Here is a 23,986-nt window from a genome sequence, read left to right as displayed (position 1 = left end):
TTTTTAAGGTGATAATATTGGAATACATACTTGTTATTCTTGCAGGATTCTTAGGCTCATATCACTGTATTGGAATGTGTGGATTTATACCTCCTTTAATCCAGTATAAAAATTGGTTTATAGGAAATCTACTTTACAATATAGGTAGAATTTTTACTTATGGTTTTCTTGGTTTTGTGGCTGGATATATTGGAATGTTTTTCCATTCATTGCAGTTTCAACTTTTTCAGAAAGCTTTATCTTTAATACTTGGAATTTTTATGATAATTCTTGGACTTCAAATACTTGGAAGAGTTAAAGAAAAAGGTGTTCCAGGTCTTGACTTAATATTTACAACTATTGCTGAGATTTTATCAAAATTTAGGAAAAATCCATTTTTTCTTGGAATGTTTAATGGTTTTTTACCTTGTCCTTTAGTTTATGCAATGCTACTTCAATCAGTATTAGAAAAAAGTGTAGTAAAAGGCTTTATATTTATGGTTCTTTTTGGCATAGGTACTATTCCTGCAATGTTTTTTTCAAGTTTTGTTTTTAACAAATTAAGCCCACCTTTAAGAAAAAAACTTGCCAGTAGTAGTGGTTTGATTGTAATTTTATTTGGTATACTTGCAATAATTAGAGCTTTAGGAATTATGCATCATCATTAAAGGAGGTTTTCTATGACCATTTTAGTAAGATCTTATGGTGCCACAGAAATGGTTACAGGTTCTTGCCATTTAATAGAAGTTGGTAAAACTAGAATTTTAGTAGATTGTGGAATGTTTCAAGGTGAAAATGAAGATTTAAATTATGAGCCTTTTGGATTTGATCCTAAAAATGTTGATTATCTAATAGTTACCCATGGACATATAGATCATATAGGAAGAATTCCAAAGCTGTATAAAGCAGGTTTTAGAGGAAAAATAATAACAACTTTAGCAACCAAAAGAATAGCGAGAATTATGCTACTTGATTCTGCAAAAGTAATGCTTGAAGAATATCAAACAGAATACAAAAAAGCGTTAAGAAGAGGAAGACCAGAAGATGTAAAACCTCCTTTATATTATGAAGATGATGTTTATGATGCTATGGAGCTTTTCAAAATAACCTTAGATTATGAACAAAAATTAAGTATTAATGATAATATAACTATTAAATTTAAAAATGCTGGACATATTTTAGGTTCTACCTTTGTAGAAATATTTATTAAAGATAATGGAGTTAACAAAAAATTAGTATTTTCTGGAGATTTAGGACTAAAAGAAAAATTAATTATAAATCCTCTTGAAGATGAAGATTATGCAATTTCTGTTTATACAGAAAGTACTTATGGAAATAGAAATCATAAAAGCTTAGAAAAAAGCATTGAAGAATTTAAACAAGCTATAATTGATACTTTAAAAAGAGGTGGAAATGTAGTAATTCCAACATTTGCTTTAGAGAGAAGTCAAGAAGTTTTATATATCTTAAGAAAGATGTATGATGAAGGAAGTCTTCCAACAAATGCAAGAATATTTTTAGATAGTCCTCTTGCAATATCTGCAACAAGAATATTTTTACAATTTCCTCAACTTTTTAATGAAAAACTAAAAGAGATGATAAGAAAAGGAGAGAATCCTTTCATATTCCCAAATGTTGAATTTACTCAAACAGTAGAAGAATCCAAAAAGATAAATGATATTGCTTCAGGAGCCATAATACTTGCAGGAAGTGGAATGTGTACAGGTGGGAGAATAAAACATCATTTAAAACATAATCTATGGAGAGAAGAAAACTCTGTAATTTTTGTAGGTTATCAAACAAAAGGTTCTCTTGGAAGGGCAATAATAGATGGAGCTAAAACAGTTCGTATTTACGGAGAAGAGATAGCAGTAAAAGCTAAAATTTATACAATAAATGGATTTTCATCTCATGCTGATCAAAAAACATTATTAAATTGGCTTGGAAATATAAAAGGACTTGAAAATATTTTTATAGTACATGGAGAAAAGGAAGTGATGGAAATTTTTAAAGAAAAAATAAAAGAGGAACTAAATATGAAAGCTCATATTGTAAAAAAAGGAGAAGGAATATTTATTTAAAAAAGAGGCAAAAACTCCATAATTAAAAGCTTCATGAAAAAACACCTCCCTATTTGATAAAATTATTAAAAAAATCTACTCAGATTAGATTTCAAATTTTTTATACGATTATGTTAGAATTTCCCAACTAAAAATATCTTTACAAAGAGTCTAATGGATAAGAAAGATTTAGAAGAAAATATAAAAAAAGCTAAAGATGTTTTAAGGAAATCAGATGCTGTTTTGATAACAGCTGGAGCAGGAATGGGAGTTGATTCTGGTCTTCCTGATTTTAGAGGTCCAGAAGGTTTTTGGAAGGCATATCCAATTGCTAAAAAATTAGGACTTAGATTTGAAGAGCTTGCAAATCCAAGATGGTTTAGAGAAGATCCAGAGCTTGCTTGGGCTTTTTACGGTCATAGATTAAATCTTTATAGGAAAACAAAACCCCATGAAGGGTTTTATCTTTTAAAAGATTTTGTAACTGCTAAAAAAGGTGGATATTTTGTATTTACTTCAAATGTAGATGGTCAATTCCAAAAGGCAGGTTTTGATGAGAAAAAAATAGTTGAAATTCATGGAAGTATCCATTATTTACAATGTAGTATTCCTTGTAATGATGAAATTTGGTCAGCTAACAATATTAAAATAAAAATAGATGAAGAAAGTTTTAAAGCTATCCCTCCACTTCCAAAATGTAAAAAATGTGGAAAAATCGCAAGGCCTAACATATTAATGTTTGGAGATTGGGACTGGATTCCTTATAGAACAGAAAGTCAAGAATATAGATTTGAGATATGGTTAAATCAGATACAAAACAAAGGATATAATCTTTCAATTATTGAAATAGGTGCAGGAAAAGCGGTTCCTACTGTTAGATTAACTTCTGAAAAAATAGCATCTGAGTTTGATGCTACTTTAATAAGAATAAATCCAAGAGATTATGATATTCCATCTTCTAAGCATATATCTATTCCTCTTAGTGGTCTTGAAGCAATAAGAAAGATATTATCTTGATATAATAATATCTCTATAAAAATTAATAAGGAGCATAAATTGAAAAAAAGAGCTCTTATTTCTGTATCTAATAAAGAAAAAGTTGTTGAGTTTGCTAAACAGCTTGTTAATCTGGGTTATGAAATTATATCCTCATCTGGTACAGCAAAAGTATTAAAAGAAAGTGGTATTCCAGTTATAGAGGTTTCAGAAATTACAGGATTTCCTGAAATAATGGGAGGAAGAGTAAAAACATTACATCCAAAAATTCATGGTGGTCTTCTTGCAGTTAGAGATAATCCAGAATATATGAAACAGCTTGAAGAACATAAAATAACACCAATAGATATAGTAGCTATAAATCTTTATCCTTTTGAAGAAACTGTTAAAAAAGGTGCTGATTTAGATGAAATTATAGAAAATATAGATATTGGCGGCCCTGCTATGGTAAGGGCTGCTGCTAAAAATCATAAATTTGTAACTATTATTGTAAGTCCTAAAGACTATGACAAAGTTATAGAAGAATTGAAAGAAAAAGGAGAAACATCATTAGAAACAAGAAGAAATTTAGCTTTAAAAGCTTTTAGACATACTGCAGTTTATGACAGTATAATATCATCTGTATTAAATGAAAAATTTGGCATAAATGAAAAATTCCCTGAGGAGTATTCAATTCCACTTAGAAAAAAAGAAATTTTAAGATATGGAGAAAATCCACATCAAGAAGCAAGTCTTTATATTTCTCCTGTAGAAAATGGACTTTCTATTGCAGAAAGTGAAGTTTTACATGGAAAACAGATGTCTTTTAATAATTATCTTGATGTAGAAGGTGCAGTAAATCTTGTAAAGGAGCTTGACTGTGAAGAAAATGTTTGTGTAATTGTAAAACATAGTAATCCATGTGGAGTTGCAATAAGAAATTCTCAAAAAGAAGCTTATATTGAAGCTTTAAAAAGAGATCCAAAATCTGCTTTTGGTGGAATTGTAGCATTTAATAAACCTTTAAACTTAGAAACAGCAGAAGAAATTTCTAAAATATTTTTAGAAGTTATTATTGCTCCTGATTTTGAAAAAGATGCTTTTATGTTTTTATCTTCTAAAAAGAAGAATTTAAGACTGGTAAAAATTAAAAATTTTGATAAAAAACCTGAAGGATTTGATTATAGAAGAATATCTGGAGGCATTTTAATTCAAGATAGAGATTTAGAGCTTTATAAAGACTTAAAAGTAGTTACTGAAAGAAAACCAACAGAAGAAGAAATGGAAGATTTAATTTTTGCATTTAAAGTTGTAAAACATGTAAAATCAAACTCTGTTGTTATTGTAAAAGATAAAGCATCTATTGGAATTGGTCCAGGTCAAACTTCAAGGGTTGATAGCTTAGAAACTGCTATTAAAAAAGCCAATGAATTTAATTTACCTTTAGAAGATAGTGTTCTTGCATCAGAAGCATTTTTCCCGTTTAGAGATAGTGTAGATGAAGCGGCGAAATATGAAATAAAAGCAATTATCCAGCCCGGTGGCTCAATAAGAGATGAAGAGGTTATTCAAGCTGCAAATGAGCATGGTATAGCTATGATATTTACAGGGATGAGACATTTTAAACATTAGTTTTTCTAAACTCTTCAGGATTTACTCCATATTTTTTTAAAAGTTTTTGCAAGGATTGCCTTTCTATATTGGCCATCCTTGCTGCTTTTGATATATTACCTTTTGTAATAGATAATAAAACTTTAAGATATGTTGTCATAAAACTTTTCTGATATTTTTCTTTTGCTTTATTATAATCAAAGATAAAATCTGTCTTTTCTGTGTTTTTAATTTCTTCAGGTAAATCTTTAACATCTATATAATCTTCTGCAAAGACACAAGCCTGATTTATAATGTTTGCTAACTGTCTAACATTACCTTCCCATTCATAATTTAATAAAATTTCTAAAGCTTCCGGTGTGATTCCTTTAATATTTTTGTTAAGTTTTTCATTAAATTTATTAATAAAATGAAATACAAGAATAGGAATATCTTCTTTTCTTTCTCTTAAAGGTGGAAGATGTACATGGAATGATGTAAGTCTATGGTAAAGATCTTCTCTAAATTTTCCTTCTTTTACAAGCTTGGTTAAATTCTTATTTGTTGCAGCTATAATCCTTACATCTACTTTTTTAGATTCTGTATCTCCTATTTTTCTTACTTCTTTATCTTGTAAAAATCTTAAAAGTTTTGCTTGTATACTAGTTGGAATTTCTCCTATCTCATCTAAAAAAACAGTTCCTCCTTCTGCCTGTTCAAATAACCCTTTCCTATCAGTATCAGCTCCTGTAAATGCTCCTTTTTTATATCCAAAAAATTCTGCTTCCATTATATCTGGAGAAATATTTGCACAGTTTATAGGTAAAAACTTTTTATCTTTCCTTAGACTTAAATCATGGATAGCTTTAGCAAAAAGTTCTTTACCTGTTCCACTTTCTCCTGTTATTAAAATAGTAAAATCTGTTGGGGCTACTTTTTTTACATAATTGATAATATCAAGCATCTGTTTATTTTGAGTAATAATATAATCTAAATTTGTTTTATTTTTAATTTTATTAAGCTCTTCTTCTAATTTCATTTTTTCTTGTAATATTTTAGATTTTTCCACTGCTTCTTCTATAATTTTCCATACTTTTGGATCATTAAAATCTATTGGTTTTGTAAGGTAATGGAAAGCTCCCTTTTTCATACATTCTACTGCATTATTTATAGTTCCATAAGCAGTCATAATTACAAAGCTTGTAAATTTATTAAATTTTCTAAGTTCTTCTAAAAACTGTTCTCCTGTCATTTCTGGCATTTTCATATCAGACAACACAAGTTCATAAATATTTTCTTCTAAAATCTTTAAACCTTCTTTGGCAGAGGTTGTAGTATCTACTTTATATCCTTCATCTTCTAAAATCTCTTTAAAAAGGATTAATATATCTTCTTCATCATCTACTATAAGAATTTTTCCTCTATATTTCATATTAGTCCTCTATTGGTAGTTTTATTATAAATTCTGTACCTTCTCCTTCTTTACTTTCAACAAAAATTTGTCCACCATGATCAGTAATAATTCTTTTTACAACTGAAAGCCCAAGCCCAGTACCTTCTACTTTTGTAGAGAAAAATGGTTCAAAAACATCTTCTAATATACTTTCAGGTATACCTATACCATTATCTTTTATTTTTACAATCGCATATCTATCATTTTCTCTATCAAGATTTATTTCTATTATACCTTCTTCTAACTCATCCTTAGATTTATCTTGTATAGCTTCTATAGAATTCATTATAAGGTTTACGAAAACTTGCTGTAAGGAATTTTTATCTCCATAAACATATACATTCTTTCTGATATTTTTTTTGATTTTTATATTTTTACCTTTAATAGAATGGTTTATAAATTCTAATGTTTGATTTAAAATATCTTTCAGATTGATTTTCTCTAATTTATAGTAAGAAGGTTTTGAATAATTTAAAACCCTATCTATAATATTTTTTGCTCTATCTGAATGAAATTCCACTTTTTCTGAAAGCTCAATAATCTTTTCATTCCCTAATTTTTCTCCATTTTTCTTAATTCTATATGCAGATGCAGATATAGCAGTAAGAGGATTTTTTATTTCATGTGCTAAAACAGCTGCCATTTTTCCAATTACTGCAAGTTTTTCTGTTTCTACAAGTTGTGCTTCTAATTTTTCTTTCTCTGTAATATCTTCTATTATAAGTATTATTTTTGATTTCTCAGGAAGTTCTATATGAAGAGGTAAAGCTTTTATCCTATATATAAATCCTTTTTTATTTATAGAAGATAAAACAGTTTCAAAAGGTTTTGCTTGAGAAATTACATTTTTTAAATCTTTTTCTAAATATTTTAAAGTTGGAATTATATCAATTGCATTATTTTTATCTTCATTAACAGCCATATTCCTAAAAGCTTTATTTGCCATCTGTATATTCAAATCTTCATCTAAGACAGCTATTCCTATATCTAAGGATTCAAAAGTTTTATAAGTAAGTTCTTCTAAGTTAATTAAATCTTCAAAATGAATAATATTTGCAACTGCTATTGCTACTGAGTTTGCATATGTTGATAAATATTCTGTTTCTTTTGGAAGTATACCTTCTTTTTTATAAACAGCTAAAAATCCTAAAATCTCATCTCCAACTTTAAATGGAAGTAAAATATATTTTTCTTCTTCATTAATTATTAATTTTTTTAAATTTGATATATCTTTAATTTCTTGAAACTGTTTAAAATTTGGGAAAAATCCCCCTTTTTTAAAAATATCTTTTTTTAATATAGAAATTACAATTCCAGTATATCCAAGACTTAATAATCCTTCCACTGCCCTTTCAGCCATAGCATTTAAATCTGTTGTAGATACTGTATAATTACTTAGCTTGAAAATTTCTTTCAATTTTTTAGAGGTAATTGATATATCTTCATCAATCTGAAATATTTTTTTCTGAACTTCTGTATTTATAGCTCTATCAAGCAATTTTTTATATTCTAAATTTTCCTTTTCAAGCTCTTTTTTATATGTGAAAATATAATCAGTAATAAGATATATTGCATAAATAGAAGAAAAAACTAAAAATAAAGATAAATCAATATAATATGAGATTATCAAGATAATATTAATTAGATTAAAACTTAAAAAATCAGTAATGTTTTTATACCTTTTAAGAAATAAAGTTAAAATAGCTAAAGGTATCAATATCTCAAGATTTATCTCTTTATGTTCAAAATAAGTTAATATTCCTAAGGAAACAAACCAAAATATAGCAATAAGTTTATATTTAAAATCTAAATTTTTATTTAATTCTAAAAATAGAAATAAAAAATAAGATATTAAAACAAATTTTAAAATAGCTACTTGATTATCTATAAATAAAAACAAAGACAATAAATAAATAAGAAATATTAAAATAATCCTTGGATTAGGTTTTATATTTAAATACCTTAAAACTAAAAATAAACTAATCCATGGAAATAAACCAATAAAAACAGAAATCATTCAACAACCTCTTTAATATTTAAAGAGTAACCATCTTTTAATTTTTTTAGCTCTCCTATTGCTATAACTCTTTTACCATCTAATATTTCTACTTCTAATTTATTATCTTCTGAAAGAATAAATTCTGTTCCAGAACCGATTTTATTTAACTCTTCTAATGAAACTCTTTTTTTTAAAGCTCTTATAATTAATTTATCTGGATATTGCTTTAATTTTTTTTCTTTCCTTATCTCTTTGTTAAACTTTGCTTTTGTTTCTATTATAATAGCATTATCTATATTATCTATATCTATAGAATATCCACTTAAAACATTAATTTGTTCCACAATATCATTACTTTCTACTTCTTCATTAAAAAGCTTTTTAAAAAGATTTTCTCCCCATTTTGAACCTTTTGAAAATATTTGAGAAACAAAAAAATCAGTTCTTATGAAAAGTTTATTATTTTTATTTTTTATAAGATAGTATTCATCATTTAATGATAAATTTTCAACTTCTTTTATTTTTTCTATATTAAATTCTTTTTTTAGTTTCTCTTCAAAATCCATAGTTATTTTATTTGTATATTAAATTTCATATCTGATAATTTTATATTATTTTGGGTTAAATCTATATTTATTGGCTGAGAAATAATTTCCAAATCAAATCTTAATAAACTTTTTAGCTTATTTATTTTAATTATTTCTTGAGAAGTTGGTTTTGAATAAATCCATTTACCAAGAACTTCACTTTCTAGAAAATTTTTTTCTAAATATATACTTATATATGAACTTTTATCTTCTAAAAAACATTCATATTTAAATTCAATTACTTCTTGATCAAAAAAATGAGTATATGGATTTGAAAGCTTTTCTGAATTTAGATTTATCTCTTTTAAAAGATTATCTGCTAAGTTTTCTATTATATTTTGAACTATTCTTAGAGGATAGTTTTTTTCAAGTTGAATACTTTTTGAATAATTTTCAATATTTTTAATAAATTGTTCATCAATATCAAAAAATACTCTATACTTTTTCTCAAAATCTATTCCTAAAAAAGCTTTTTTAACGTTGTTGTCATAATTACTTATAGTAAAGTCTTTAATAATAATAGGAATAGAGCTCATATCTGCTAAAGTACTATTAAATATGCTTTTAAGTTTATATCCATAAAATTTATATAAACCTTTTATATCTTTCTTTTTAAGATCTGTTGATTTTAGATTTATATTCTTATTATCAAAGATTTCTTCAAAAAGAGCATTTAGCTCTTCCTTAGGGACTTTATTTATCATAGTATATCCCAACCAAATTTAAGTGAAAAATCTCAATTATAATTATATGTATAATATAAAAATTTTGCAAAGGATAATGGAAGATATAATCTATTCGTCTGAAAATGGTTTTTTTGATAAAAAAGGTTTTTACTTTTTTGATAAACCTATATTTACTATTCAATATAAAAATAATATTTTACAGATAAATAATAAAAAGTTAAAAACTAAAAATCCTATACCAATAATTGAAAAATTAATAAAAGGTTATTTTTCTGTTGGTTTTATATCTTATGATTTTAAAGAATATATTTATGAAAACTTAAAAAAAATAAATAAAGATAAAATAGATTTACCTTTAATATATTTAAAAGTTTATAAAAATTTTAAATACCAAAAAGATTTTTATCAAAAAAAAGCCAATAATCAAATATTTTCAGTAAAATATCCTGATAAAGGTAGATTTATTGAAGCAGTTAAAAAAGCAAAAAAATATATAGAAGAAGGAGATATATATCAGATAAATCTTTCCCATAGAATAGAGATTGACGGATTTTTTAATGTAAAAATTATATTTTATAATCTAACAAAATATCAACCGACACCTTATCTTATGCTTATAAGAGATAAAAATTTTTCTATTATATCTGCAAGTATGGAACTATTTTTAGAAAAAAAAGGTGATATTTTAAAAACAAAGCCAATAAAAGGAACAAGACCAAGAGGTAAAACTAAAGAAGAAGATGAAAAGTTAAAAAAAGAACTTTATTTAAGTGAGAAAGAAAGAGCCGAAAATTTAATGATTACTGATTTAATGAGAAATGATCTTGGAATTATTTCTGAAAAAGTATTAGTTGAAAAATTATTTGAGGTTGAAGAGTATAAATCTCTTTTCCAGATGAGTTCTACCATTAAGTCAAAATTAAAAAAAGATATAACATTAAAAGACATTATATATGCTACTTTCCCACCAGGATCTGTAACAGGAGCACCAAAAAAAAGAGCTATGGAAATAATAGATCAGCTTGAAGATTTTAAAAGGCATATCTATTGTGGAAGCTTATTTTTAATTAAACCTAATATGGATTTTATAATGAGTGTTGCAATAAGACAATCTATTTTTCAAAAGAAAAAATGTTGTATTTATGTAGGAGCAGGGATTGTTGCAGATAGTATTCCTGAAAAAGAGTATGAAGAAACTATTTTAAAAGCAAAAGCAAATATAAAGAGTATTTAAACAAAAATATATTTAATTATAAAAAACATATTGACAATGAAAAATTTTTATTGTAATTTCATTATTAAGAAATTAAATAGTAAGTATTTACTAAATATATGAATATAAAAATAATAATATATTTTAAAATTCGTAGGAGGTGTAGCTATGGTAAAAATCGGCTGCAGGTTTTATCTGCAGGGGTTTTATCAACTGCAGTTTTAGCTTTTGGTGCCTATGCTCAAAAGCAATATGATCCAATCCACCTTTTGGATTAAATCTATTAAAACCAACAGAAGTTAAAGTCGGAGGATTCTTCAGTAAAAAAACTATAAAAGCTTATCAGCCAAAGAATCCTTACAATATCTTCATTAACTATGAACTTGGAATGCACTGTGTAGGGTTTGATATTTCTTACTGTTGTGTAATTCCACCATATAACTCAATACAAGCTCAAGTAGTAAAATCCGGAGAAAATGGAAAACTTCCAAAACTTCTAACACCAGAAGATGGAGTAAAACTTTATTACTATGTAAAAGATAATAGCTATTCTGAAGGAAATAAAATGAGATACTGGTCTGTTCCGAAGGATACAAATGGCGACGGTGATATGTCTGATCCTGGTGATAACATAGCAAATTATGTATGGACACATCTTTTTATATATCAAGATTTAGAAGGAACTGTACCTAAAAACTGGAAAAAATCACAAAGATTACATGTAGGAAAAGAGATAAATGTACCTATTGATGCTGGTCCTTCAGGTAAGCCTATGGCTGGTGGATATATGGATTATGCAGGAGATAATGGTGGAAATATTGTATTTACAGAACCAATGAAAGCAGTTCAAGGACTTGTACCTCATGTTCCATTAAAACTTACTGCTTCTAATATATGGGATGCTTTAGGTCTTCCTTTAACTGCATTTAATGATAGTAGAAGAAAAGGAACTATAAGAAGCATTACATCAAAAGATTTTCAACCTTATCAATACTCAATGGTACAGCTCCATGATAAAAACGGAAAACCAATTACTGTAAATGGAAAGATAGTAGAATTTTTTGGAACAAACCCTGTTGATATTCCAAACTGTATTGTATGTCACTCAGGAAATGGAAAAGCAGCAAAACTTTCAAGACAAGAAGGATTAACAGCTGTTGATAAAGAATATAACTACTGGAAGAAAAACTATCCTGACATATCTGAATATATGGCAAGACTTTCTGCAGCTTCTATAAATATACTTGAACTTCATGATAAAAGACATGGTACTCACTTTTTAAAAAGAATACAATCCAAATGCTTCTTCTAACAGACTTGGATCAGTAGGACCTGTTAACTGTGCAGACTGTCATGGTGATAATATTTCTGGAAACCTTCAAGAACCAAGACCAAATGTTTCAGGATATAAGGCAGTAAAAGCTAAAACATTAACAGAAGCTATCCATGCTGCCCATGCTTTATTCCTTGCAGATATGAATGATAAAGCTGGAAGAACTGTAACATGTCAAGCTTGCCATCCAACTCATTGGCAAAATCCTGATATGAATGATTTTAATACTAATCCATTCCAGATTACAGACTTTAATGGAAATAATAAATTTGCAGATTCAGATCAAAGAATAGCAGGTGGTGGTTGTTATTTAAGAAGAGATGCACATACAAATCCAGATGTAAAACCTCCATTCTTCTTAAATGAAATTGGTAAATGGTACTTAAGAAATGTAAGTATGAGAAATGAAGATGATGAACCTATTTCAGAAATTAGAGGATTAACATGTACAAACTGTCATAACCAATTAACTCAAGAACTTTATAAATATGATGATTTAGAAGATGCAGTATTACAAAAAGGTAAAACTTTAAGAAATAAATCTATTGAAGAAATAGTAAAAGTTATTGCTAATGGAGATATGAAAAAATTCCAACAAATGGCTGATCCAAGATATAAAGGTGGCGCAAATCCTGTATTTGAATTTTACAATAATCATAAAGGTGCTACTCTTGTGAAACTTGCTGATAAAAATGGTAAAAAAGTACTTCTTCCTTGGAATGCTAAAGAAGGACAACCTGTTCCTTATGATGCAGCATCTGCTGGTAAAGACTGGTGGCTTGCAGCTGCAGAACCTCATTGTTCAAACTGTCATATAGCACCATTTGTTGAAAGTGAAGGTGGAAAATACTTCCCAATAGATCAGAAAAATAAATACTCTCTTTATAGATACTCTAAGGCTCATGGAAGTATAGCTTGTCAATCATGTCATGAATCTATCCATGGATTATATCCTGTTAGATATGAAGGAGATGAAAGAACAGTTGATTTAACAACTCATCAACAAGCTTTACAATTCTCTCCAGATGGTAGTTACGCAGGACCTGTAACTTGTGCAGCTTGTCATACAGTTAATAAAAAAGGTGTACCTGTACAGCTTGAAGGAACAAAATATGCTAATGACTACTGGGCTTCTGTAGTTCTAATTCACTTCATGAGAGAAGGAGACCAAAAACTTTCTGTAAAAGAGCTTGTTAAAAAATATCCATATGAAAAAGCTAAAGAAATAGTATTAAAAGGTTGGAAATAATTATTAGAACCTACCTTCTATCTTTGCCCTCCCTTGGGGGAGGGTTTTTTTATTTTTTAAACATTAAAACTATTTATTATCATCTTCTACAGCCTTTATTAACTTTTCAGAAATATCAGGAATAGCTGCTCTAACTCTTATCCAAGCAGGAAGATTTGGTTCTCCTATAGGATCTTGAGAAAATTCATCTTTTGCTATCTTTAAAGCTTGAACAAATTTTTCTACTGCTGTAATTTCACTATGTCTATCATATTCTAAGCCATTTATTAAAGATAAAGCATTATATTTTTCTATGGATTTTGTTGCTTCTAATAAATATGTTGTTAATAAGCTTCTAAAAAATGAATCAGAAAGTTCAACTCCATCTTGAGATAAAACTCTAAATAGTGTTTTTGCTATATCTGTTGCCATTTTTATAAGTCCTTCTTCTGCTGAAGAACCTACTTCTTTATGTTTATGCTCAAAATTTTCCATTAGCTCTACTTGGCATATTCTATTTACAGAAGTATTTTGATAAACTTCAGAAAGCATAGATACTTCTAATCCCCAACTTGGTGATATTCTTAAACCTCTTGCCAAACTTCTTATAAAGGCAAACTCACCAGATAAAGCATATCTAAAACTATCTAAATATTCTAAAAATCTATTGCATCCTAAAAATTTTTTTAAAGCTCTTATTAATGGTGTATAGTAAAGTCTAGTTACCCTTCCATAAAGTTTATCTTTAAATCTTGGATAATAGCCTTTACTAAATTCAAAATCTAATGCAGGATGAACAATAGGATAAAAAAGCCTTGCAGGAAGTTCTCTTGAGTAATTTACAATATCACAATCATGGAGAGCTATAGCGTATGCATTTATATCAGAAAGTATATAACCAAGTGTCATCCATACTGAACGCCCTTTTCCACGAAGACCTATTTTAAACTTTTTTTCTTCTATCTCTTTATAGATTTTTTGCATGTTTGGACCGTCATGCCATACTATTTTTACATCAGTTGGAATTTCAGACATTATTTCTTTTACTTTTTTAAACTGTTTTTCATCAGCTTTATCTAAGGATAATACTATTCTGTATAGATATTTAATCTTTTTTAGTTCTTCTACTATTTTAGGCATTGCTGGTCCTTCAAACTCTGAATAAAGGGCTGGAAGCAATAAAACCATGTTTCTTCTTTTTGCAAAACCCTCAAGCTCTTTCTCTAACTCTTCTAAATTTCTAGATCTTAATCTTTGTAAAGTTGTTATAAGTCCATTTTGAAAAAAGTCAGACATAATTACCCCCAGATTTTTATTAAATAATCTTTCATATCTTCAAACATTTTTGCTTGACAATCATAATAATTTTCAGCTTCTTCAACATTCTTATCTTTTAATTCATTAACAATAGATGCAACCCGAGCTTGATATAAAGGGATCATTGTATTTAAAACTTTAAATTCCTGTCTTGGTGTTAAATGAAAATAATTTGCGTATCTATAAACGGTTCTTACCCAGGTTTCTATAGGCATAATAAAGTCTTCTACTTTTTCAACCATAAAAAGTTTTTCTATTATTTTAAAATCTTGTTCTTCTAAGATATTTTTCCATATGGGTGCAAAGTTGTTATATCCAATTTTAAAATACTCTATTAATCCATTGATATCTATTTCAAAAGGCTTAGGATCTATTCCTATAGGTTCTCCTAATATTTCCACATCTTCAGAGCCTTTTACTTTTTTCCAGAAACTTTCATAAGATTCTTGTTCCATTAGATTAAAAATAGTACCTACTACTTCTCTATACATATCACTTAAATCTGAAGATGGATTTTTTTCATTATGTATTTTTGCACCAAGTCTTGCTTGACACAACTTATAACCATCTACTATAGCTGTTGTTGTCATAAATATATCAATTCCAAATTTGGCGATTTCTGTTTCCCAAACTTCCTTATCAAGAAAATCTTTTACAAGCTTATATGAAAATGCAAAATCTCCACCTATTGGTTGTCTAATCTTTTTACCATATAAAGCTCTTGTTAGGTTATAAGCAATAGTATTAGTAATAGTTCCATCATATTTCCATCTTTTGTAATATGGTGCAACAAAATCATATCCTTTTAATATAGGTTGTGCTAAATTGTTTACCCATTCTGGTGTAATAGATCTTAAATCTGCATCAAAAGTTATAACAACTTTAGCTTTTAAAAATTCAGATGCTTCAAAGACTGCTCTTAAAGCTGAACCTTTTCCTGGAATACCTCTATAAATACCCACAATTTTAGTAATATTATATTTTGATATATCTACAGACTCTGCAACCTCTCTTGTATCATCTGTAGAACCACCATCTGAAACAAAAATAAGGGATTTTTTATCTGGAAAATATCTATCTAAACCTTTTGCCGCTTGTTCTATAACATATCCTATTGTATTTTGACTAAAATAAGAAGGAATTCCTATAACTATATCTGCATAACCTAAATTTTCTATCTGTTTTCTTGTTTTTTCTCTTAAAGCAGTAGAAAATCTTATTGTAGATTTAATCATTCTTTTACCCCACTATTAATATTTGTATATCCATAACATTTGTTCCTGTCTTTCCTGTAAAAATTAAACTATTTAGTTTTTTAAAAAAGTTATAAGAATCATTGTTTTTAAGATACTCATCAATATTTAATCCAAGTTCGTTTGCTTTTAAATAATCATTTTTATCTATTACTGCTCCATCTGCATCAGAGTTTCCATCTATTCCATCTGTTCCTGCTGCTAAAAAAACTACCTTTTCTAAATTTTTAAACTCTTTAAGAGCAGATAATGCCATTTCCTGACATCTTCCACCTTTTCCATTTCCTAAAACATTAACAGTTGTTTCTCCTCCAAATAACAAGCAGACTGGTTTTTTAAATGGATTTTCTGATTTTTCTATTTCCTTTGCAATAGACATAATAACCTTTGCTACTTCTTTTGCTTCTCCATGTAGTGAGCTTGTCATTATATATGTTTTATAACCAATTTCTGTTGCTTTTTCTTTTGCTTTATTTAACATATATGAATTATTTCCAATAATGTAATGTTTTATATTTTCTGGTGGATTTTTTGGTGTTTCCTCTATTTCTCCTTTTAAACCTTTTTCTATTACAGTTTTTACACTTTCTGGGATTTCTTCCCAGATATTGTATTTTTTTAAAACATTATAAGCATCTTTATAAGTAGTTTTATCCATATACAAAGGTGCAGAGCCTATAGTTTCAAGGTTATCACCTATTACATCAGAAATTACTAATACTACTCCTTTTGCTTTTGTTAATTTTGCAAGTCTTCCACCTTTTACCTTAGATATATGTTTTCTTACTGTATTTATATCATCAATAGGAACAGACTTTTTTAAAAGTAAATTAGTAGTTATTTTTAAATCTTCTAATGTTATAGGCTCTATAGGAAGTTCTAAAAGAGCAGAGCTTCCTCCAGATAGAAGATATATAAAAAAGTCATTTTCTTTTAAAGATTTTATTTTTTCTATCAATGATTTTGTAGCATCAATTGTTTTTTCTGTAGGTAATGGATGAGAACCCTCTAAAACCTTTACCTTTTTTAATTTTTCTGTATAGTTTGATATTACTAATCCATCTTCAATATAATCTAAGAAGTATTTTTCAAAGGCTTTTGCCATACTGACAGAAGCTTTTCCACTTCCTAAAATATAGAATTTATCTTTTAATGGATATATATCTTTTTCAATGTAAAGGTTGTTATTTTCAATTTTTATTTTATCTTTTATAAGATTTTCCGGAAGAACAGATTTTAAAGCAAAATCAAATATCTGTAATGCTTCTTCTTTTAAAGGCATTAAATCCCCTTTTTGTTTTAAATATAAATAGTTTTCTATCTGTTTTCAAGGTATTTTTCTAATAAAGGCATTACAACCTCATTCCATCCTTTACTACCTTCATAAGTTGATTTTATTAAATTTGGTAGATTTATATCTATATAGCTACCATCATGTTTCTTTATTAATATAGGTATATCAACTTTTTCAAGTAAAGGTATATCATTTTTACTATCTCCAAGGCCTATTGTTTTTATTTTTGTTTTTAGATTTTCTTCAAATATCTTTTTTGTAATTTCTACTGCTTTTCCTTTATCCTGATTTTGGCTAATAAAATGGTAAAATCTTCCACCTTCTATTATTTTAAATCCATGTTTTGCCACTTCCTTTTTTAAGTCTTCTATTTTTTCTGGGCAATCAGTAATAAAAGGCTCTGTGAACTCTCTTTGTTTTGAAAGTTTTACTCTTTCTAAAGGTAAGTTTGTAAGCTTAACTATTTCTTCTGCAGTTAAATCTCCAAAACCTTTAAGACAGTAATCTTTTTTATAGATATTAAAAATTTCTCTTACTTTTTCATATCTTTCTCCTAAGATTATTACTTGGTAATCATCAATAGAAACAGTATTTGGAATTTTAAAACCTTTATAACCTTTTTTGAAAAATATAGCGGCTCCATTTTCTACTATAAATGGATCATTAATGCCAATATTCTTCTGTAAAATTTCTACTTCTTTTCTTGTTTTACTTGTTGTAAGTATAAGAGGAATATTATTTTGTTTTATTTTTTCTAAAGCAGGTTTAGCATCTTCAAAAGAGTAATCTCCATAATTTAATAAAGTTCCATCTAAATCTGTAAAAATTAGCAGATTCATTCAAATAATCCCTCTTTTCTTAATTGCCATTTTTTTATAATTGCATATATAGAAGGAATTATCAATAGAGTAAGAACTGTTGCAGAAATTATTCCCCCTATCATTGGTGCAGCTATTCTTTGCATAACCTCAGAACCTACACCTGAGATATATAATAAAGGTAATAATCCTGCAATAATAGTAGAAACTGTCATAATTACAGGTCTTACCCTTAAAACTGCCCCTTCATATATAGCTTCATTAAATAATTTATTGTTTAGCTTTTTATTTTCTTTTATATATTTTTTTACAGACTCTTCAACATAAACAACCATAACAATTGCAGTTTCTGCTGCAACTCCTAATAATGCAAGGAATCCAACAACTACTGCAATACTTAGATTAAAATGTAGATAATCTAAAAACCACAAACCTCCAATCATTGAAAAAGGTAAAGAAAGCATTACAATAAGTGTATTCTTTATATCTTTAAATGTCATATAAACAAGTAAGAATATTATTAATATTGCCAAAGGAACTATAAATTTAAGTCTTTCTTTTGCATGTTCTAAGTATTTACTCTGTCCTGCCCATTCTATAAAATATCCTGAAGGTAAGTTTATATTTTTTAAAATTTTATTTGCTTTTTTTACATAATCTTCAGTTGTTATATTTGGCTGTGGTGTAATATAAACATATACTACCTTCATTCCTTTTTCTGATTTTATAACGGAAGGTGCTTCTGTATAATAAACATCTGCTACATCTTTAACTAAAACGCCTCTATTATACTTTGTAGGTATTACTAAATTTTTTATAGCTTCAATATTTGTTCTATAATCATAAGGAAATCTTATAAGCATTGGATATCTTTCTAATCCTTTGTATAGAGTAGATATAGGCATACCACCTATTGCAGTTTGTATTACTGTTTCTATATCATCTGTAGTAAGTCCATACCTTGCAAGTTTTTCTTTTTTTATATCTATATTTAGATAATACCCTTGTGCTACTCTATCAGCAAAAACAGATAAACTTTCTGGCATTTTTTGAAGTTCTTTTTCTATTTTAGTAGCTATATTTTGTAGTTTGTTTAAATCATCTCCATATAGCTTTATACCTATTGGTGTTCTTATTCCTGTTAAAAGCATATCAATTCTTCCTTTTATTGGATAAGTCCAACTATTAGTAAGCCCTGGTACTTTTAATTTTTCTTCCATTTCTTGCATAAGAGATTGATAAGTTTCTCCTTCTCTCCAGTACTCTTTTGGTTTGAATGTGATAATTGTTTCTATCATAGATAAAGGTGCAGGATCTGTTGCTGTATCTGCTCTACCTGCTTTTCCAAAAACAGTATCAACTTCAGGAAATGATGCAATTATTTTATCTGTAAGTTGAGTAAGATTTTTAGCTTCATCTGCAGAAATACCAAAAGGTGTAACAGGCATATACATAAATGTTTGTTCATTTATAGTAGGCATAAATTCCCAAGATAACTTTTTATAAAGAGGATATATATATCCAATAGCTATAATAGTAAAAACTACAATCAAATATCTAAGTTTTAGCACTATTTTTATTATTGGTGTATATATTTTCAATAAAAGCCAGTTAATAGGATTTTTATGTTCTGGAATAATATGACCTCTAATAAACCATACCATTAATATTGGCACAACTGTTATTGCTAAGAATGATGCAGCAAGCATTGCAAATGTTTTAGTATAAGCAAGAGGTTTAAATAATAGTCCTTCTTGTCCAGTTAAAGCAAAAATAGGTAAAAATGAAACTACTATTATTAATAATGCAAAAAATATAGGTTTTCCAACCTGTTGTGCTGCTAAGATTATAGCTTCTACTCTATCTTTTTCTGTAATTTTTCCTTTTTCTTCTTTTATCTTTTCTATATGCTTATGAGCATTTTCAACCATAACAATGGCACCATCTACCATAGCCCCAATTGCAATAGCAATACCACCAAGGGACATAATATTAGAAGTGATACCAAGCATTTTCATAAATAAAAATGATATTAAAATTCCAAGAGGAAGAGTTAAAATTATCACTAAGGAACTTCTAAAATGAAATAAAAATATGCCTACCACTAAAATTACTATTAAACTTTCTTCAAAAAGGGCTCTTTTTAATGTTGCTATAGCTTTTTCTATGAGCTGTGATCTATCATAAGTTGTAATTACTTTTATATCCATAGGTAAAGATTTTTTTATCTCTTCTATTTTTTCTTTTACTCTTTGAATAACTTTATATGCATTTTCTCCAAATCTCATTATTACTATTCCACCAACAACTTCTCCAAGTCCATTTAAATCGGCGAGACCTCTTCTTCCCATAGGTACAAGCTCAACATCTGCTATATCTTTAATTCTTATAGGAATAGCATTTTTATCTATTTTTATTGTTATATTCTTAATATCATCAAGTTTTTTTATATATCCAAGACCTTGAATAATAAACTCAAAACCATTTTTTTCTATTATTCTTCCACCAGTGTCATTATTATTTTCTCTTAAAGCTTTTAGTATATCTTTAATGGTTATATTGTATATTCTTAGCTTTTGAGGATGGATAGTTATTTGATAACCTTTAACAAATCCTCCAATAGATGCAACCTCTGATACTCCATCAACTCCAAGAATGGCATATCTTAAATACCAGTCTTGTAATGTTCTTAACTGCCATAAATTTCTTTTGTCTGAATAAAGAGCATATTCATAAACCCATCCAACTCCTGTAGCATCTGGACCAAGAGTAACCTGAGCAGTTTTAGGAAGTTTATCTTTTATCTGAGATAGATACTCTAAAACTCTACTTCTTGCCCAGTATATATCTGTCCCTTCTTTGAATATTACATAAACTGCAGATGTTTCAAAAGAAGAAATTCCTCTAACTGTTTCTACCTTAGGGACAGAAAGAAGGGTTGAAACTATAGGATATGTTATCTGATCTTCAACAACAGATGGTGATTGGCCAGACCATTTTGTAAATACTATTACTTGAGGCGGTGATAAATCTGGAATAGCATCTAATGGTGTTTCTTTTAAAGCCCATATAGATGCTCCAAAAATCATTACTAAAACAGATAAAACTATAAACTTATTTTTAACTGACCAATATATTATTTTTTCTATCATTTTTTCTTACCTATAGATGCTTTTTCATTAAGCTTTCTATATTCACCTTTTAATTGAGCATCTGCATCAAGAAGGAATAAAGCTGAATTTGCAACAACCATACCTTCTTTAACACCACTTAGAATTTCATAATATCCATCTACATATCTTCCAAGTTTTACATATAAAGGTTTGAAAATACCTTTTTCTTTTTGATAGAAAACAATTTGCCTTTTACCTGTGTTTATAACTGCTGTTTCAGGTAAAACAAGAGCCTCTCCTATAGGTATTTTTATAGTCACTTTTGAATACATACCAGGTACTAACTTATAATCCTTATTTTGTATAACAATACGAACATCTTTTGTTCTATTTTTAAAATCCATCATTGGATAAACATAATCTATCTTACCTTTGTAAATTTTATCTGGATATGCATCAAACTTTATATCTACATTCTGACCTTCTTTTACAAAAGGAATATCTTTTTCATAAACCTTTACCATTAACCATAAATCTTTATGTTTTGCTATTCTAAATAAAGGTTTTCCTGCTTTTACTTTAGAACCAAGATATACAAACTTTTCCATAATCCATCCATCATATGGGGAATATAAAGTCATTGTTTTAAAAACTTTCTTTGTTTTTTTAAGATTCTCAATCTGTTTTTCTGTAATATCCCAGTATAAAAGCCTTTTATATGATGCTTCATAAAAATCTTTTGCAGTTTTTTTTAGAACTTCATCATCTGTATTTTTCATTTTTTGATAATATTCATAAGCTCTTAAGAACTCTTCTTGTGCAGATACAAGCTGTGGACTATATATTTTTACAAGAGGTTGTCCTTTTTTTACATATTCCCCTGTAAAATCTGCATAAAGCTCTTCAACATATCCATCTATTTTAAAAGTAATATCTTTTATATCTGATTCTGGATGGGTAAGGTCTGCATAAGTTTCTATCTTTTTAACTAGCTTTTTCCTTTGAACTTTTGTTGTATCTATATTAAATAGCTGTTCTACAGTTAAATTTCCTACTGGATATGCAGTTGGTTTTGGAAGAGAGGCTGACTGAATAGTTTTATCTTCTTTATAGATTAAATCCTCAATATTTATTTTGTCATATATCTTAAAAATAAATCCTGCAATAATTCCTGTAATAAAGCAAGCTATACCTATAATAAATATTAAAAACTTATTTTTTAGTTTTTTCATTTTATCTCTCCAGTCAGTTTTTCTATATTTTTGTAAGAGATATTAAAGTTTGCAGTTATCTCAATTAATTTCATTTTTACATTAAGAATTTGATTTAAAGCTTTTATTACATCAAATATATTTTTTGTTCCTACTTTATACTCATCTATTACACTTTCATAAACTGATTTTGTTTGAGTAAGTAAATAATCTTTAAAAATTTTGTAGCTTTCATAAAAAGAGTTTGCATTGTAAAAACTTTCTTCTATTTGAGATTTTATTTTATTTTCTAAATCTTTATACATATCTTTTTCTTTATTTAAAAGCAAAGAAGTCTCTATCACTTTTTTATCTTGTCTATACTTTTTCCAAACAGGAAGGTTAAAACTTACTCCAAAAGAGATATAATCTCTAAAGTGTTCACGATAAGAATAGGTTGTGAAAAATCTAAAATCAGGTTTATAATCAAGTTTTGCCAATTTAAGTTCTTCTTTTTTAGCCTTTATTTTTTGCTTATATGATTTTAGTTTTGGATTTTGCTCTAATGCTAAAGAGATATAATTATTAAGTCCTGTCAGATAATATGGTTTAATTAGATTAATTTTTATATCTTTAATATTAAAATTAGTATAATAATAAAGATTTGAAAGTAAAGATTTTTGTCTTTCTATAAGTCTTACTTCTTTTTCTTTTAACTGAGAATAAAAAACCTGTGCATTAAAAACTTCTGATTGTGAAACTTTACCTACACTGTATAATGTATTTGAAAAATCTATAAGATGTTTTGCTACTTTTTCATACTCTTTTATTATTTTTAGTTTCTCTTTAACTTCCCAGTATCTATAAGATATTCTATAAATATTAAAAATAATATCTTGTTTTAAATCTTGTAGATAATAAAATCTTTCATCATAAAGCTTTTTTATTTTATCTTTTTTTGTTTTAAGTTTTTTTAACCAAGGAATTTTTTGAGAAAAACTAAAATTAACAGTTTGCATAGGTTCTAACGTTCTTGATAATGGTTTATAAAAAATCTGAATATCATTTATAGAAAAGGAAACTACAGGGTCTTCTAAATTTGAAACAAATATTTCTTTAGCTTTATATGATTTTAGTTCTTTTTCTATAGCTTTTAGTTTTGGATTTTCATTTAAAGATTTATTAATAATAGTTTTTATATCTTCTGCAAAAACTATAGATTGTAGTATTAAAATGCAAAAAATAATTTTTTTCATATCATTATCCCACAAAAACAGGTTTTGTAAATTATAGCTATAAACAGGGTTATTAATATAAGCAGAACAATTAAATGTATAACTTTTGGTAATTTTATATTTTCTTCTTCAAATAAATTTTTAATTCTTTCTTCAGTGAAATTATTCATCATAGGCTGACTATATGAAGATAAAGTTTTAAATTTAAGCAAAGTATTTGCTAAAAATTTAGCATCTATAAAATTTAATGCATATCTATCTGCTTTTGTTTCTAAGAAAAGAATATAGCTTTTTTTAATATATTTTTTAATAAAATCTGGAAATAATTTAAATATAAAATTTGCAAATACTAATTTAAAACTATCTTTATTTTCCATATGCCCCTTTTCATGTAAAAATAAAGCTTTTCTTTCTTTTGTATTTAGGTTTTTAAATACTGCTTTGGATAATACAACTTTTCCTAAAAAATTGAAAGCAAGATTATCTTTATAATCTATAACTACTACATTTTTAAAAGACTTAATTTTAAAGCTATTTATAAACTAATTGAGAAGATATATCCGATAAAATTCTTTTATTAAAAAATAAATACCTTTCATTAAATAAATAGATATTAAAAAGAAAAGAAAAACAAAAAAGAAAATATTAATATGATTAATTAAA

19 protein-coding genes are annotated in these 23,986 nt (G+C 27.1%); 7 read left to right on the top strand and 12 right to left on the bottom strand.

Features of this window, described 5'->3' with window-relative positions; translation table 11 throughout:
• Window positions 1–8 precede the first annotated feature (8 nt).
• From CLV39_RS01925 to purH, 4 genes are all read left to right on the top strand, one after another.
• Window positions 9–647 carry a sulfite exporter TauE/SafE family protein gene (locus tag CLV39_RS01925; RefSeq protein ID WP_245960277.1) on the top strand — a complete coding sequence of 213 codons (639 nt, stop codon included), beginning with the start codon at window positions 9–11 and terminating at the stop codon, window positions 645–647.
• A 12-nt stretch (window positions 648–659) separates the two neighbouring features.
• On the top strand, window positions 660–2,060 hold the full coding sequence (locus CLV39_RS01920; RefSeq protein WP_245960276.1) for an MBL fold metallo-hydrolase RNA specificity domain-containing protein: 1,401 nt from the start codon (window positions 660–662) through the stop codon (window positions 2,058–2,060).
• 153 nt (window positions 2,061–2,213) lie between these two features.
• The gene (locus tag CLV39_RS01915; protein ID WP_121922535.1) at window positions 2,214–3,056 is read left to right on the top strand and encodes an SIR2 family NAD-dependent protein deacylase; all 843 of its coding nucleotides are present in this window, start codon (window positions 2,214–2,216) and stop codon (window positions 3,054–3,056) included.
• 39 nt (window positions 3,057–3,095) lie between these two features.
• Entirely contained in the window at window positions 3,096–4,646 is a 1,551-nt protein-coding gene (purH, locus tag CLV39_RS01910) for a bifunctional phosphoribosylaminoimidazolecarboxamide formyltransferase/IMP cyclohydrolase (protein ID WP_121922534.1), read from the top strand.
• Here the strand turns inward: purH and CLV39_RS01905 are convergent.
• Genes CLV39_RS01905 through CLV39_RS01890 form a run of 4 tightly spaced genes read right to left on the bottom strand, consistent with a single transcriptional unit; the run spans window position 4,636 to window position 9,347 of the window.
• A complete protein-coding gene (locus tag CLV39_RS01905) occupies window positions 4,636–6,036 on the bottom strand; it encodes a sigma-54-dependent transcriptional regulator (protein ID WP_121922533.1) in 1,401 nt (466 codons plus the stop codon). The two genes, purH and CLV39_RS01905, sit on opposite strands and share 11 nt — an antisense overlap.
• A 1-nt stretch (window position 6,037) precedes the next feature.
• Window positions 6,038–8,074 carry a two-component system sensor histidine kinase NtrB gene (locus tag CLV39_RS01900; protein WP_121922532.1) on the bottom strand — a complete coding sequence of 679 codons (2,037 nt, stop codon included), beginning with the start codon at window positions 8,072–8,074 and terminating at the stop codon, window positions 6,038–6,040.
• Window positions 8,071–8,622: a hypothetical protein gene (locus CLV39_RS01895; RefSeq protein ID WP_121922531.1), complete on the bottom strand. Its 552-nt coding sequence runs from the start codon at window positions 8,620–8,622 to the stop codon at window positions 8,071–8,073. Before CLV39_RS01895 ends, CLV39_RS01900 begins: the two co-directional genes overlap by 4 nt.
• 2 nt (window positions 8,623–8,624) lie before the next feature.
• The gene (locus tag CLV39_RS01890; protein WP_121922530.1) at window positions 8,625–9,347 is read right to left on the bottom strand and encodes a hypothetical protein; all 723 of its coding nucleotides are present in this window, start codon (window positions 9,345–9,347) and stop codon (window positions 8,625–8,627) included.
• Window positions 9,348–9,423: 76 nt separating this feature from the next.
• Between CLV39_RS01890 and CLV39_RS01885 the strand changes: the two genes are divergently transcribed.
• The 3 genes from CLV39_RS01885 to CLV39_RS08655 all read left to right on the top strand — a co-directional run bounded on the left by CLV39_RS01885 (window position 9,424) and on the right by CLV39_RS08655 (window position 13,124).
• A complete protein-coding gene (locus tag CLV39_RS01885) occupies window positions 9,424–10,563 on the top strand; it encodes an anthranilate synthase component I family protein (RefSeq protein WP_121922529.1) in 1,140 nt (379 codons plus the stop codon).
• A gap of 367 nt (window positions 10,564–10,930) precedes the next feature.
• On the top strand, window positions 10,931–11,854 hold the full coding sequence (locus CLV39_RS08660) for a hypothetical protein (RefSeq protein ID WP_211325025.1): 924 nt from the start codon (window positions 10,931–10,933) through the stop codon (window positions 11,852–11,854).
• Between the two features lie 163 nt (window positions 11,855–12,017).
• Window positions 12,018–13,124, top strand: coding sequence for a hypothetical protein (locus CLV39_RS08655; RefSeq protein WP_211325023.1), 1,107 nt, complete (start codon window positions 12,018–12,020; stop codon window positions 13,122–13,124).
• 69 nt (window positions 13,125–13,193) lie between these two features.
• On the opposite strand, the gene CLV39_RS01875 is transcribed toward CLV39_RS08655, so the two are convergent.
• Genes CLV39_RS01875 through CLV39_RS01840 form a run of 8 tightly spaced genes read right to left on the bottom strand, consistent with a single transcriptional unit; the run spans window position 13,194 to window position 23,847 of the window.
• A complete protein-coding gene (locus CLV39_RS01875) occupies window positions 13,194–14,399 on the bottom strand; it encodes a glycosyltransferase family protein (RefSeq protein WP_121922528.1) in 1,206 nt (401 codons plus the stop codon).
• A 2-nt stretch (window positions 14,400–14,401) separates the two neighbouring features.
• A complete protein-coding gene (locus CLV39_RS01870; RefSeq protein ID WP_121922527.1) occupies window positions 14,402–15,655 on the bottom strand; it encodes a glycosyltransferase in 1,254 nt (417 codons plus the stop codon).
• Between the two features lie 4 nt (window positions 15,656–15,659).
• On the bottom strand, window positions 15,660–16,955 hold the full coding sequence (locus CLV39_RS01865) for a glycerate kinase type-2 family protein (protein WP_121922526.1): 1,296 nt from the start codon (window positions 16,953–16,955) through the stop codon (window positions 15,660–15,662).
• A 35-nt stretch (window positions 16,956–16,990) separates the two neighbouring features.
• On the bottom strand, window positions 16,991–17,806 hold the full coding sequence (locus tag CLV39_RS01860) for an HAD-IIB family hydrolase (protein ID WP_245960275.1): 816 nt from the start codon (window positions 17,804–17,806) through the stop codon (window positions 16,991–16,993).
• A complete protein-coding gene (locus CLV39_RS01855; protein WP_121922525.1) occupies window positions 17,803–20,937 on the bottom strand; it encodes an efflux RND transporter permease subunit in 3,135 nt (1,044 codons plus the stop codon). The genes CLV39_RS01860 and CLV39_RS01855 overlap by 4 nt, the downstream gene beginning before the upstream one ends.
• A complete protein-coding gene (locus tag CLV39_RS01850; RefSeq protein ID WP_121922524.1) occupies window positions 20,934–22,130 on the bottom strand; it encodes an efflux RND transporter periplasmic adaptor subunit in 1,197 nt (398 codons plus the stop codon). The genes CLV39_RS01855 and CLV39_RS01850 overlap by 4 nt, the downstream gene beginning before the upstream one ends.
• The gene (locus tag CLV39_RS01845) at window positions 22,127–23,344 is read right to left on the bottom strand and encodes a TolC family protein (protein ID WP_121922523.1); all 1,218 of its coding nucleotides are present in this window, start codon (window positions 23,342–23,344) and stop codon (window positions 22,127–22,129) included. The genes CLV39_RS01850 and CLV39_RS01845 overlap by 4 nt, the downstream gene beginning before the upstream one ends.
• Complete coding sequence (locus CLV39_RS01840; RefSeq protein ID WP_281271964.1) at window positions 23,341–23,847, bottom strand: M48 family metalloprotease; 507 nt, start codon at window positions 23,845–23,847, stop codon at window positions 23,341–23,343. Before CLV39_RS01840 ends, CLV39_RS01845 begins: the two co-directional genes overlap by 4 nt.
• Between the last annotated feature and the right edge of the window lie 139 nt (window positions 23,848–23,986).

The organism is Hydrogenothermus marinus (genome assembly GCF_003688665.1).
GTDB lineage: Bacteria > Aquificota > Aquificia > Aquificales > Hydrogenothermaceae > Hydrogenothermus > Hydrogenothermus marinus.
The sequence above is the reverse complement of the archived record's forward strand: the minus strand, read 5'-3'. Positions and strand labels throughout refer to the sequence as shown.